Annotated in this window: 13 protein-coding genes; 5 read left to right on the top strand and 8 right to left on the bottom strand. The window is 38.0% G+C overall.

Features of this window, described 5'->3' with window-relative positions:
• Window positions 1–283 precede the first annotated feature (283 nt).
• Entirely contained in the window at window positions 284–694 is a 411-nt protein-coding gene (gene rplU, locus ACM03V_RS16115) for a 50S ribosomal protein L21 (protein ID WP_414621802.1), read from the top strand.
• A gap of 180 nt (window positions 695–874) precedes the next feature.
• Complete coding sequence (gene rpmA / locus ACM03V_RS16110) at window positions 875–1162, top strand: 50S ribosomal protein L27 (RefSeq protein ID WP_414621801.1); 288 nt, start codon at window positions 875–877, stop codon at window positions 1160–1162.
• Between the two features lie 148 nt (window positions 1163–1310).
• Here the strand turns inward: rpmA and ACM03V_RS16105 are convergent, their stop codons facing one another.
• On the bottom strand, window positions 1311–1739 hold the full coding sequence (locus tag ACM03V_RS16105; RefSeq protein WP_414621800.1) for a hypothetical protein: 429 nt from the start codon (window positions 1737–1739) through the stop codon (window positions 1311–1313).
• Between the two features lie 283 nt (window positions 1740–2022).
• On the opposite strand from ACM03V_RS16105, the gene cruF reads away from it, so the two are divergent.
• Window positions 2023–2940: a gamma-carotene 1'-hydroxylase CruF gene (gene cruF / locus ACM03V_RS16100; RefSeq protein WP_414621799.1), complete on the top strand. Its 918-nt coding sequence runs from the start codon at window positions 2023–2025 to the stop codon at window positions 2938–2940.
• Window positions 2941–2962: 22 nt separating this feature from the next.
• The gene (gene cruG, locus ACM03V_RS16095) at window positions 2963–4162 is read left to right on the top strand and encodes a 2'-O-glycosyltransferase CruG (protein ID WP_414621798.1); all 1200 of its coding nucleotides are present in this window, start codon (window positions 2963–2965) and stop codon (window positions 4160–4162) included.
• 129 nt (window positions 4163–4291) lie between these two features.
• On the opposite strand, the gene rnhA is transcribed toward cruG, so the two are convergent.
• The 4 genes from rnhA to ACM03V_RS16075 form a co-directional block, all read right to left on the bottom strand.
• Window positions 4292–5212, bottom strand: a complete 921-nt coding sequence (rnhA, locus tag ACM03V_RS16090) for a ribonuclease HI (protein ID WP_414621797.1) — start codon at window positions 5210–5212, stop codon at window positions 4292–4294.
• A gap of 383 nt (window positions 5213–5595) precedes the next feature.
• A complete protein-coding gene (locus ACM03V_RS16085) occupies window positions 5596–6045 on the bottom strand; it encodes a protein tyrosine phosphatase family protein (RefSeq protein ID WP_414621796.1) in 450 nt (149 codons plus the stop codon).
• 119 nt (window positions 6046–6164) lie between these two features.
• A complete protein-coding gene (locus ACM03V_RS16080; RefSeq protein ID WP_414621795.1) occupies window positions 6165–6455 on the bottom strand; it encodes an antibiotic biosynthesis monooxygenase family protein in 291 nt (96 codons plus the stop codon).
• 400 nt (window positions 6456–6855) lie between these two features.
• Window positions 6856–6978 carry a hypothetical protein gene (locus tag ACM03V_RS16075; RefSeq protein ID WP_414621794.1) on the bottom strand — a complete coding sequence of 41 codons (123 nt, stop codon included), beginning with the start codon at window positions 6976–6978 and terminating at the stop codon, window positions 6856–6858.
• 304 nt (window positions 6979–7282) lie between these two features.
• Between ACM03V_RS16075 and ACM03V_RS16070 the strand changes: the two genes are divergently transcribed.
• The gene (locus ACM03V_RS16070) at window positions 7283–10555 is read left to right on the top strand and encodes a HEAT repeat domain-containing protein (RefSeq protein WP_414621793.1); all 3273 of its coding nucleotides are present in this window, start codon (window positions 7283–7285) and stop codon (window positions 10553–10555) included.
• A 116-nt stretch (window positions 10556–10671) separates the two neighbouring features.
• Here ACM03V_RS16070 and ACM03V_RS16065 read toward each other — a convergent pair whose 3' ends face one another.
• The 3 genes from ACM03V_RS16065 to ACM03V_RS16055 all read right to left on the bottom strand — a co-directional run bounded on the left by ACM03V_RS16065 (window position 10672) and on the right by ACM03V_RS16055 (window position 13569).
• Entirely contained in the window at window positions 10672–11250 is a 579-nt protein-coding gene (locus tag ACM03V_RS16065; protein WP_414621792.1) for a Uma2 family endonuclease, read from the bottom strand.
• 279 nt (window positions 11251–11529) lie between these two features.
• Window positions 11530–12084: a pyridoxamine 5'-phosphate oxidase family protein gene (locus ACM03V_RS16060; RefSeq protein ID WP_414621791.1), complete on the bottom strand. Its 555-nt coding sequence runs from the start codon at window positions 12082–12084 to the stop codon at window positions 11530–11532.
• A gap of 369 nt (window positions 12085–12453) precedes the next feature.
• On the bottom strand, window positions 12454–13569 hold the full coding sequence (locus tag ACM03V_RS16055) for a ferrochelatase (protein ID WP_414621850.1): 1116 nt from the start codon (window positions 13567–13569) through the stop codon (window positions 12454–12456).
• Between the last annotated feature and the right edge of the window lie 228 nt (window positions 13570–13797).

Raw genomic sequence — 13797 nt, 5'->3', positions numbered from 1 at the left:
AAAATTACGCACAAATAACGAAATTACCTTGAAATTAGCTTTTTATAATAAGATTGCTTCTTTAGACTACGTTAGAGTGGCAATAAAATCTTTTGTCGCCTAAATATCACTATTTTTTAATTAAGGCAAGCAAAAACTTGCATTAGCAGCCGCCATGATAGTAATATTGTCTGTCGGCTGTCTAATTCCTGCTCGGATCAGGTAGGCACGTTGTAAAAGCTGGATATAACGATTTTAAAAGTTTTAAGCCAGCTACCTGTACGGCAATTTTAAGGATAAATAAATGAGTTACGCAATTATTGAAACTGGCGGAAAGCAACTTAAAGTTGAGCCAGGTCGCTTTTACGATATAGAATTACTGCACAACGAACCGGATGAAAAAATTACTATAGATTCAGTTTTATTCGTGCAGCACGACGGTGAAATTAGTATTGGACAGCCGTTAGTGTCGGGAGCAACGGTAGAAGGAACGGTGATGCGCCACTTCAGAGGGCGCAAAGTCTTGGTATACAAGATGCAGCCGAAAAAGAAAACCCGTAAAAAACGCGGTCATCGTCAAGAAATCACTCGTTTAATGATTGATTCAATCAGTATGAATGGTTCGGCGATCGCCACAAAACCTGAAAGTACTACTAGCGATGATACTGAAGATGCACCTGCTGAAGCTGTCACTGCTGAAGTTGTTGCAGAATAATTAATAATGGGGAATTGGGAAGCCACTGCGTTGCGGAGGTTTCCTCCGTTGTAGCAAGTGGCGGCATAGGGCATAGGGCATAAGGTAGAATAAAAATTCCTTAACTCATAACTCCTAAGTCCTAATTCTCAACTCATAATTTCTAACGTTTTGATCGCCAATTATTAAAAGGAGAAAAATATGGCTCATAAGAAAGGTACGGGTAGTACTCGGAACGGACGCGACTCAAATGCTCAACGGCTTGGCGTAAAGCGCTACGGTGGTCAAAATGTTCGCGCTGGAAATATTTTGATACGTCAGCGCGGTACTAAGTATCACCCCGGAAACAACGTTGGTATCGGTAAAGATGATACTTTGTTTGCTTTGATAGACGGCATTGTAACTTTTGAAAGAAAAGGCAAGAGCCGCAAGAAAGTTAGCGTTTACACTGGTGCTACTGAGGCTGAACCTGCTGCTGTTGCTTCTTAAGTTAAAAGTCCCATAAGATAGATTTTCAATGATTATAAGACGGGTGTATTGCTCGTCTTATTTTTTATTTAAAAAGTGTTGATTTTTATGCCCAATGCCCAATGCCCAATGCCCAATGCCCTATTCCCTATTGCCAATTCCCATTCGATCAAATCAACAGATTCAATAAAAATCCCAACATCAAGCCTGATATGGAAAATAGGGAAGTAAGGAAAAAGGCTTGTGTTTCTTTTATCCCAGCCATTTGAAAATCTAGTCTTACTAAGATAGTTGCGCTAATAATTAGCATAATATCAAGAAATATTCGGAACTCAGCAAAAATAAGAAAGAATAAGAAAGCACCTAAAACCGCGAACCCAAAAGATTTAAGCTTTGTGTTAAATAAAACGCGAACATATTTAACGGTTTTTGTATAAGGGGTAGTGATGCCTGCAACAAGAATTACCACACTAATTACAACTAGTAACCATGCAAATGTTGGTAGATTTTCTTGAGATAATATCCAGCCAAATACGCTGTATGTAAGAAATACAAGTGTAAGGGAACGATAAGGAAGTTTTTTAATGATAGATAGCATAATTGGTTGCGCCTCACCTGCAATAATAGTAAATTTATTTGATATTCAAGGTAATAGAGCAGACGTAGTTAAGTTAGTAATTGCACATAAAGCCGTACTCTTTTTTCTGCAATGCCGTAGACTATAATCCTATCTTTGATATTTTAAAGAAGGCTTGTTCAGATATTTTGGGGACTTTATGGGTAAAATAAGATTTTGTTAAAATTTATTTCAATAATACTTAAACATTTGTAAACTGAGATCGGTTAAGTTGCGGTCTATCATATCTTGTTAAGGGATTATCATGAGACAATCTGTTATTGCGGAGCGCGTCTGCCTTATAAGTCATATTTTGGCTAAGGTTTTTGGGCTTATAGGTATTATGTTGGTCATACCTAACGCCAAAATGATTTTGAATTTTGGAGACGTTGGACAAACAGCCATGCAGTTGAGTATGGCTAATGGTGGTGTGGTGGATATTATTTTCGGAATAATAGCTGTCTCTATTTATACTTGTAGGGTTTTGGGATGGAAGACTTGGCTGGGTTTTCTGGTTCCTTCTGTTTTGGTATCGGTAGGAAGTGAATTACTAGGAACTAGTACTGGGTTTCCTTTTGGCGATTACAGCTATCTTAGCGGCTTGGGTTATAAAATTGGCGGTTTAGTTCCGTTTACAATACCTTTGTCCTGGTTTTATGTCGGTTTGTCAGCTTACTTAATTGCCAGAAGTGGTTTAAAGGTAGCCGAAAAGCCAACTTTGATTCGCCATATTGGTGCGATCGCGATTGGTGCTTTACTCTTCACAAGTTGGGATTTTGCTCTCGAACCAGCTATGAGTCAAACTGCTTTTCCTTTCTGGTACTGGGAAACTCCGGGAGATTTCTTTGGAACACCTTACCGTAACTATGCTGGTTGGTTTGGTACTAGCGCTCTATTTATGAGTTTAGCGGCTTTGATATGGAGTCCGAAGCCGATTAAATTATGGCGCAGTCAACTAGTTTTACCTCTGGTTGTTTATTTAAGTAACTTTACTTTCGCTGCCGGACTAAGTTTGGGAGATGGTTATATTGTCCCAGTTTCTTTCGGTTTAATTTTAGGTGTTATTCCAGCTTTAGTTTTATGGTGGAAAAGTTCATCACCACCAACGTCTTATGCTGATGATGGTGCAGAAAATGCAGCGAATGAAGTTGCAGTTGCTTCTCTCAAAGTTGCTGTAAAGTAACGATTCAATTCAGTGGTTAATAATGCAGGAGCTTTTAAGCGGTATCTCGCTTTTTGTTTTACTTATTCAGGTACCAGCAGTTTTTGTTCTGCTGTCGCGTCTACTAAAAGGGCCATTTCGTCAACCTCCAATTCAACCCCAAATTCCAACACCGGATCTTTTAGGCAATGTTAGCGTAGTGGTTCCGACTCTCAATGAAGCCGAGCGTATTAGCCCTTTATTAACTGGTTTAAGCCGCGCAAGTTATGAAGTGCGGGAAGTCATTGTTGTAGATAGCAATTCCCAAGATGGTACTCGCGACTTAGTAAAAGCAACGGCTGAAAAAGATCCGCGTTTCCGCTTGATAACAGATGACCCTTTACCTAAAGGTTGGGTAGGTCGTCCTTGGGCTTTACACAATGGCTTTTTGCATATTTCTCCTAAGAGTGAATGGTTTTTGGGAATGGATGCAGATACTCAGCCCCACCCCGGTTTAGTTGCTGGTTTAGTAAAAGCTGCTTCTAAGGAAAATTACGATTTAGTTTCCCTTTCTCCTCAGTTTATTCTTAAATATCCCGGTGAATCTTTACTTCAACCTGCGCTGTTAATGACGCTACTTTATAGGTTTGACCCCGCCGGGGTAAACACTCACTCAGCAGAGCGCGTAATGGCGAACGGGCAGTGTTTTCTCTGCCGTCGTTCTGTTTTAGAAAGCGTAAATGGTTACACCACTGCTAAAAGTTCATTTTGCGATGATGTCACCTTAGCAAGACAGATAGCTGCATCTGGGTTTAAAGTTGGTTTCTTGGATGGAGCAAAAGTCCTGAAAGTAAGGATGTACGAAGGGGCTGCGGAAACTTGGAAAGAATGGGGAAGAAGCCTCGATCTCAAAGACGCATCCTCTCGCGCTCAAACTTGGGGAGACTTATGGTTACTAGCATCAGTACAAGGTTTACCTTTAATAATAGTGCTTGTATTATCACTTCTTTCTCCCCATCTCCTCATCCCCCCCTACCCCCATTTCCTTACCTCTCCCCCTCTCCTCCTACTGTCACTAAACCTATTTTTACTATTGATTCGTTGCTTAATGCTCTTAGCAATAGCAGCCTCTTACGATCTAACCCAAACTAAAGGGGGCTGGTTATTTTGGCTTTCACCAATAGCAGACCCCTTAGCAGTTTTAAGAATTTTCCTATCAGCCGGACGCACCCCGCGACAGTGGCGAGGAAGGGAGTATGGTTGAGGGAGATGGGGGAGAGAGGGGCAAGGGACAAGGGGGCAAGGAGATGGGGAAATGGGGAGATGGGGAGTAAATAGCTCCTAACTCCTAACTCCTAGCTCCTAACTCCTAATTCCTAACTCCTAACTCTTTTTACTCTCCTTCTTCGTCGTCAAGTTTATCGGCACGTTCGAGTTCCCAAAGTATTTGGTTGCCTTCACGACGTACTCGTGAAACTATCCAGTTTCTCCAGCGCCATTGGTCGCCGCGACTGGTAACAGCACTAGCGTGGACGTTCATTAAGTCCGCTAGTTCCGAACTAGTGATTAAGTAACCTTTTTCGGCTATTTCGTCAGCAATGCGAAGAGTTTCAACTAAACTGCGGAGTTGCGATACTCTTGTTTCGCGTGGTAAGTCTTCGTTTTGCAAAGTAGCAGAAGCGCTAGATGATTCCATAGTGTTCGTATTGTTTGTGTCCGATTCAAGACTACTATTATGTATCTTTTTGTTAATAACGGGTGGCGAAATGTGTGAGTTAGATGTAGATGATACCTCAACTTCGGGTTTTTGTGCGAAATTAGCATCACTGATATTTATATCCAGTATTCGCTTTAGTGATGGTATTTTCCCTGAAGCAAAACCACGGGCGATTGTGTCGCAACGTTCGTTACCTATATTACCAGCGTGACCGCGAACGTGTTGCCATTTAATTTGTTGATTATTAAGATTATCTAGAATTTCTAATAAATCTTGGTTAAGTACAGGTTTTCCGTCGGATTTCTTCCAACCTTTACGCTTCCATCCTTTTACCCACTTAGTGACGCAATTAATTAGATATTCGCTGTCGGTGTAAAGAGTGACGGGTTTGTTTTGTGCAGAAGATTGTAGAAAATTTAAACCGGCGATCGCGGCTTGCATTTCCATTCTGTTATTAGTGGTTTTTTTTGATGCATCACCTAGTTCGTGGACTGAGCCATCATCGAAGTAAACAACAACACCCCAACCGCCGGGACCTGGATTGCCGGTACAAGCGCCATCGGTATATATACTTTGAATTGTAGGTTGAGAAGACATAGTTAATAATTTAACTCGTGCAAATACGAGGACATAACTACGACACGGTTAATGATGTTGTAGCAAATATCCGTTGCAAAAAGAGGAAAAACCCTTAAGTTGCAACGAGTTATAAACGTTATCACGTTTGGGCGCAAGGTTGTAAAAATAAAATAATATTTAATGATTTATTAATTTTGTTGTTGGTTTATTTTTGATTTATTTTTGATTTATTTTTTGATTATTTTTGGTTTGCTTGCATCGGAAATTGTGAAATTGAGATGATGGATTGCTAAAAAAGTTTTGTTCGTAGTAAGGTTTTAGCCCTCTTTAGGATTAAAATTCTTACTACAAACTTAAAGTTTTGATTATAAAATAAAAATGCTATTAAGAATTAGACATTATCAATCCTTTCTCACATTATGAATAAATTGCTGCCAAGTTTCATTCGGAATCCAAATTTGATGTAAATCTTTTTTCGCTACCTCATCACCGATATCCTGAGAGCGGCGATAAAGATATATAAAAGCAGATACGCGCTTATTTGCTGCACAATGAACAAAGATTTTTTGATCGACGTTTGTTTTCATTACTTGAATGAATTCATGTAACTTATCTTCCGTAGGATTTTCCCAAATTACGGGTATATGAATGTATTGCATCCCCTCAGCTTCAACAATCTCTTTTTCGTTACGTAAAGCGTTAGCAGAATCTTTTAACGCAAGATTTACAACAACTTGATATCCAGCTTGTTTTATATGAGCAAATTGTTCTATAGATGGTTGTCCCGCAGTAGCAATTTTATCTGATATTTTTAAGTAGTTGTAAATATTTTCTAGACAATTATGAGACATTTGAATTTATGCTTAATCGATGAGCGACTATTTTACAATAAAGTCCAAGTTTGCAGCACGATTAACAATTTGGGGGAGAGTAATTAAACTTATCATGGCAGATTGGCAGTTTTAATTGATTATAAAATTGAATAATAATGTTCTACCACGGGAAAGGGTTCGTAGAAATGATGTAAAAGTTGTTTCCATTCTTGATATTCTTTTGATTGTCGGAATCCGACGGTATGAGCTTCTAAAGTTTCCCAACGAGCAAGCAGAATATAACGATTTGGAACTTCGATGCATTTTTGTAATTCATGAGAGATGTATCCCGGCATTGAAGAGATAATTTTTGAAGCTTGTTTGAATGCTGCTTCAAATTCATCAGACATTCCTTCTTTTACGTTTAATATTGCAACTTCGAGAATCATTTGATTAGTTTGTGTATATTTTCTTAAATCAACAATCCGCTAGGGGTTGCAAACCCCTAGCTAATAGCTGAAGTCATCTTAAGATGACTGAAAAATAGTAAGTTTATAAACCCGGTTTTTTGAAACAACCGGGTTTCTCATCATCTGAAATTATTACAAACGATATAGGGTTACTGTATAGGCTGTTGACTTTGATAGAATTTCTCGGTTTTTCATTCATACAATTTTTATGTCGGTAATAATCGCAACACAAATCCCTCACCCCGCCCTGGCGGGCACCCCTCTCCCAAGCTTGGGAGAGGGGAAGGGGGAGAGGGCGCACTTTAAGGGGCGAACACGTTTTTTGCATGATTTTTTACCCCCTCAAAATGCACAAAGTCAACACTCTAGTTACTGTATCTTAATCATCTTCTTCATCATCTTTAACTTGTTGAAGTAGTGAAATACAGTTGTTAATCATCAAGATAAAAACTTCTACTTGTGATTCTCCATCTTGAATGCCATTTTTAGCTTGAATACCCATGAGCATGATTTGCAGGGTTAGTAATAGAGCGATAAATTTGCCGGTTAAATTTTTCATTTATCTATCTCAGTTCGTTGATGGATACAGTATCCGTTTGGGGTAGTACCCCGAATCAAACTGTTAAATTACTAATCCACTAGGGAATGCAATTCCCTAGCTCATAGCTCAAGTCATCTAAAGATGACTGAAGTATGGTAAGATTTTCAGTTTATGCTGTGAATTCGCTACAATCCGGAAGAGATTAATTTGGGGTAGTAGTCAGTTTGGGGTTAACCCAAACTTTTTTGAAGTTTTTTCTGTTCTCATGCCGAATTATTCTTATGGAGAAAAAATTCAAAATCGGGTGAAGCGTCTTTTGGAAGCGCTACTTGATTATGTCAATAATAAATTTGAACAAAATTTACGTATTCAAAATTTACGTATTACATATAAGTGGGAACCAGAAGATAGCAATAATTTAAATATCACAACTACCTTACGGGAATTGCTAGCGCTGACAGGGAAGGATAAATACGATGAAACAGCAAAAACGCAAACTGGCGAAGCGCTAAATCATTATTTAAAAGAATATTTGAAAATACTTGAAGACAATCGCACTCAAACTAAAGGTTCTGATGTGTGGATTTTTACGCTGAAGTTATGGGGAAGAAATAAAGAAGAAAATCTGACAAAGTTTGATGAATTATGGGAAGAGAAAAGACAAGGTAAATCGGAGAAATTAGCGTCAAAAGAGCAGCAAGAAGAAGATTTATGGCGCGAAATTTTCCACAACAAGCTAGAAAACCAACTCGAATTCATCCGACACAAAGCCACGGAAAGAGGATTTGAAATTAATGTTCATGTTCCCTTGGGTTTATTAGAGCGCAAACAGCAGCAGCGACGTGATAAATTTGCTTCACCAGAAAATCCCTATGAATTAGAAAAGGAAGTTATTGTCAAAACTTACGAGCATGATGCTTTTCTACAGGAAGTAATTAGCGTACAGTCTGCTGAAAAGAAGCATATTGCAATTATTGGGGAAGCGGGAGCGGGTAAAACAACTTTATTGAGTAAGGTTGCTGAATATCTCAAAGATGAAACCGAATATTTACCAATTTGGATTTCTCTTGCTAGTTTGCAAGGAGAGACTTTAGAAAATTATTTGTTAGAAACATGGTTTGCTAGTGTTGAATGTTCAAAAACCATAGAGCAGTTAAAACAACGCTTTTCTCAAGGAGATATTTGGCTGCTGCTGGATGGTGCGGATGAAATGGCGGAAAACTCACCTCTTGATGCTTTAAAAATCGAAAAATTACCAGATTGGTTGAGAAAAGCGCGGTTTGTGTTGACTTGTCGGCTAAATGTTTGGGATGAAAGAATCAATAATCCCCTCACGGGTTTTGAAACATATAAAACTCAAGAGTTTAAACCCGAACAAGTTGATGAATTTATTCAAGATTGGTTTGAATATGCAGAAAGTATAGAAAAAGGTTCAGCGCTACAGACGAAGTTAAAAGAAAGTAGACACGATAAAATCCGTTCTTTGGTAACAAATCCCCTGCGCTTATCCCTGTTGTGTCAAACCTTTTATTTGGATCAGCAAGGAGAATTACCAGAAACCAAAGCGGGATTATATGAGAGATTTACAACCTATTTTTATGAGTGGAAACCAAAAAATATTCCGGAAGAGTTAAGGGATTCCGATGAGAAAAAAGATGAATTACACCAAGCATTAAGTAAATTAGCACTTGCAGGAATTGATAGTAAAGCAAGATTTCGTTTGCAGGGGAAACTTGCACGCCAGGAAATGGGTGAAGAACTATTTCAATTAGCTTGTGATGTTGGTGTTGGTTGGTTGAACTTGGTTGATAGAGATTCAAGAAGTGAGAAAGAAGTTTATGCTTTCTCTCACGCTAATTTTCAGGAGTATTTTGCAGCGTTAGCAATTGATGATTGGGATTATTTTTTACCCCGCGAGCATATTAATAAACCAGTTGCACATAGGTATCGTATTTTTGAACCGCAGTGGAAGGAAGTTATTTTGCTGTGGTTGGGGAGAGATGAAGATGATGTTTTAGATGTGGAGAAAGAAGAGTTTATTAAAGCGTTGGTGGGATTTGATGATGGTTGCTGGGATAACAACTTACCCCATATTCTTAAGTTTAAACATTTTGAAATAGATATAGTAAACAAGGGTTTTCATCGATATCCTGTTTACTTTCTAGCTGCTAAGGGTATCGCTGAATTTAAAAAGTGTAATTTAGCTGATGAAATTGTGGAACAAATAGTTGAATGGGGGTTTGGTAAATTTGATTTAGAAACGAAAGAGTGGGAGACATTTATTGACAACATTAATCAGCCAGCAAACAAAATACTGCAAGAAACGAATAGGGAAAATGCGATTAATGCTTTGGTTAAATTAATCCGCAATCAAGATATTCATAATCGTACCAAATACTATGCTGCGGAAAGCTTAGGGAAAATAGACGTTGGAAATGAAAATGCGATTAATGCTTTGGTTGATTTAATCCGTAATCAAGATGTTGATTATATTACCAAATACCAAGCTGCCCAAAGCTTAGGGAAAATAGGCATTGCAAATGAAAATGTGATTGATGCTTTGGTTGATTTAATCCGCAATCAAGATGTTGATCCTATTACCAAATTAGATGCTACACAAAGCTTAGGGGAAATAGCCGTTGGCAACGAAAATGCGATTAATGCTTTGGTTGAATTAATCCGTAATCAAGATGTTGATAATGGTACCAAATACCAAGCTGCCCAAAGCTTAGGGAAAATAGGCATTGCAAATGAAAATGCGATTAATGCTTTGGATTTAATCCGCAATCAAGATATTCATAATCGTACCAAATACTATGCTGCCCAAAGCTTAAGGAAAATAGACGTTGGAAATGAAAATGCGATTAATGCTTTGGTTGATTTAATCGGCAATCAAAATGTTGATTATATTACCAAATACCATGCTGCCCAAAGCTTAGGGAAAATAGGCATTGCAAATGAAAATGTGATTGATGCTTTGGTTGATTTAATCGGCAATCAAAATGTTAATGATGATACCAAATTATATGCTGCGAGAATCTTAGGGAAAATAGGCATTGCAAATGAAAATCTGATTAATGCTTTGGTTGATTTAATCCACAATCAAGATGTTGATTATATTACCAAATACTATGCTGCGATAAGCTTAAGGGAAATAGGCATTGGAAATGAAAATGCGATTAATGCTTTGGTTGATTTAATCGGCAATCAAGATGTTGATAATAGTACCAAATTATATGCTGCGAGAAGCTTAGGAAAAATAGGCATTGCAAATGAAAATGCGATTAATGCTTTGGTTGATTTAATCGGCAATCAAGATGTTGATAATAGTACCAAATTATATGCTGCCCAAAGCTTAAGTGAAATTTTAGAAAATAAACATATGACCAAAGTAGTCACAACTTTAACCCCTTACTTATCGGTAGAAATTTATAACAATAATCCCAGTCAATTCGAGAACTGTTATACAATCATCTGGAAATGCGCTGAAAATATGACATACCCCGAATTCTATCAAGCATGGCATCAGAAAGCATAAACTAAAAAATTCTGCTATCAATTAATACTTTATAGAACCATAATTCGGTGCGTTACGGCATTATCAAAAATCTAACCTTCAGTGATAAATTATAAAGCCGTAACAGCACCCTACAATTAATCATTTTTTACAGGAATTTTCGCTTTTTGAAACACCCCTTCAACGCTGAATTCTAAACCTACAAATAAAGAATCAGTAATTACTTCATCACCTCTATAAGTCTTCGGTGCTGCATCTGGATAGAAAACGGTAATACTTCTGTCTTTGCTATCTACTACCCAAACTCTTAATACTCCAGCATTCAAATAATCTTGCGCTTTACCTGCCATTTGTCCAAAAGTTTGCCCTGGTGAGATAATTTCAATTGCTAATTCTGGCGGTACTGGACAAGCTTCATTTTCATTCCAATTTTCTGGTAAACGTTCGTAGGAAACGTATAGTAAATCTGGAGTTGGTACCCAATCGCGTCCATGACGAGTTAATTTAATTGACCATTCTGGACATATTTCTCCTTTATCTTCGCACCATGCATCAATTAAAAAAAGAAAAGCGCGAGTAAGTGAGGAATGAAATTTTTTTGGTGACATTTTAGGAATTGCTTGTCCATCAATGAGTTCGTAGGTGATGTCTCCCTCTCCTGGAGGAAGATTGAAAAACTCTTCGAGGGTTAGCTGCTGGTTGAGTTGGAGTACCATAATTCAAAAGTTAGGAGTTGTTGTAGAGACGTAGCATTGCTACGTCTTCGCTACGTCTATGCTAAGTCTAAAAGTTAATAATAATTTTGCAATCATAAGTTGGTAGGTTTAATTAAAAGTAAAACGTCATTGCGTTCACGTTCACGAAGTATGCCCGAAGGGCTTAGTGTTCCCTCTTAGGGAATGGAACGAAGCAATCCCAGTTATTGCGATTGCCTCGTCGTTCCTCCTCGCAATGACAGAGCGTATCATAGTTATTTGTACCCACCTACTTAATTCCTATAATATTTCACTCAACGGAGTTGCTAAACCATCAATGCTAACCATATTTTTCTGTTGATGATATTCCTTAATTCCTGATTCCCCTTTTTTAACTGCCCATTTAACTAAACTTTCTCGCTGCCCTTGGAATTCATATAAAGGTACGCCTATACCACAAGATGTTTGCACTCTCTCAATATCGGCTACTATTATTTGACGAGTTCCCGGTATTTCGGAAAACTGCGAGTATAAAGATTCCCATTCTGAATTGTTAGGTAAAATAGTTTTTCCGCTACCATAAAGACGCAAAATAAACGGCGCTCCTTCAAAGGCGCAAAACATAAAAGTAATGCGTCCGTTTTCTTGTAAATGCGCTGATGTTTCGTTGCCGCTGCCGGTTAAATCTAAATAAGCAACTTTATGTGGTGAAAGTACTCGAAAACTTTCCAATCCTTTAGGAGAAAGGTTTACGTGTCCGTTGGAATCTAAAGGTGCAGTACCAACAAAGAATATATGCTGGTTTGCAATAAATTTTTGCAATTCTTCGGTGATTGATTCAAATATTTTAGCCATTTTCAGTTATCAGTTATCAGTTATCAATTATCAATTATCAAAATCACTCTAAAATCACATCTTGCAACATTGTCGTTAAGTCCGAATCCCCGCCTTAAAATCAATTTTAAGGCTGATATACAAAGTACGTTGAAACGCACTAAAAGCCTTTGCTAGTCTGATTTATCAGACTTTACTTATGAGCCTGGGAATTGATTCCAAGGCGGTGTTGATAATGGTGCAAGATGTCAGTATAAACAAAATGAACCGCTACTAAAAGTAACAGTTCATTTTGCTTAATATGGGAGAAAATAAAGAATGTAAAAGGTAAAGGGAATTTGAGCTTTAAGTTATTCCAATGCCCAATGCCCAATTACCAATTCTCTATTATTAATGATGATGATGGTGATGAGCAACTGCTTGTGAAGGATTAACTGCTGTTGCTTCTTCTGACAATAACTCTTCGATATGAGAGTCTGCCCATTCAGCAGCCATAATCATAAATTCATGATGATCGTTGACGCAATCCATCTGAATGCAGTTTAAATCCTTATGCTTTTTCTCAAGCTTATGAATAATGTGATGTACGTCTAAGAGAGTTTCGTGATTTTCTGTTGCAAAGCCGATGGGCATAAATACTATGGCTTTTGCACCTATTTGAATCAGGTTTTTAGCTGCTTGCTCGGCGTTGGGTTGAGTCCATTCAATCAAAGGAGTATCGTGGTTGAGCCAACCTACAGAAATTAAGGGATAACGATTGATTAATTCTTCGCGTGTCAAATCATAAAGTATTTGAGACTCGGTAATTCCGGAAGTGAATCCTTTGGCTTTGTGGGGACAACCGTGATTCATCAACACGATACCAATTTCCGAGGGCAGGTAAGCGTTACCTAATTCTGCTGCGATCTTTTCTTCTACAAGTTTTGCCATCAACTTGATGTATTTAGGTTCGTTGTAGAAAGTAGGAATGTAACGCTGTGATTTTAGCCAATGCTCTTCACCATCAGCCATCTGGGATAAACCCTTATTAACTTGTTCTAGAGCGATACCGCTGGTAAAGATAGAATCGACTACTAATAATGGATAAATGAGGAGTTTATCAAAGCCTTGATTATGGATTTCGGCTAAGACTTGATGGGGAAGATGGGGAGCGCAGAAGTTGAAAGCTTTGAAAACCTCAACTTTATCGCCCCATTTTTCTTGCAATTGTTGTTCAATTCCAGCGCGTTGTTTTTCAAAGATGGCGTTGTGGGGTGAAATGAAATTATCGTGTGTATGTCCCCACTCATGAAGATCGAATATCGCCAGCATTTTTGCTAGAGGTGGGTAAATCCAGGTTGGTACTGGTGCAAACTTTGCTGTAAGTAGATTCAAAGCTTGCTCGTTATAGTTGGCAAAATCTTCGTAGCTTTCTACTTCACCGTAGCCCATAAGTAGGACGGCAACTCGATTTTGCTTTGGTAGATGCTCGTGAGTAAGTTCGATTTTTTCTGGTGTAGCAACCACAATTAATTCCTCTTGTGCAACCTTGGTAGAGCCTTTTATTACTTCAGTATAGATAATTATCCTATGCTGGGGGATAGCATATCCCAAAATGATACATTTTTTTTATTACATACCTGTTTATCTTTCGATAAAAAAATTTACGATTTTGTATTTAACCTTAATATTTAACGATCGCTGTAGACTAATTATTCTCTGAATAGATTTAAAATAAAAGATAATCATAAATTA

The sequence above is a fragment of the Calothrix sp. CCY 0018 genome, from assembly GCF_963920925.1.
Lineage (GTDB): Bacteria > Cyanobacteriota > Cyanobacteriia > Cyanobacteriales > Nostocaceae > Rivularia.
This window is presented reverse-complemented; position numbering and strand designations above follow the sequence as displayed.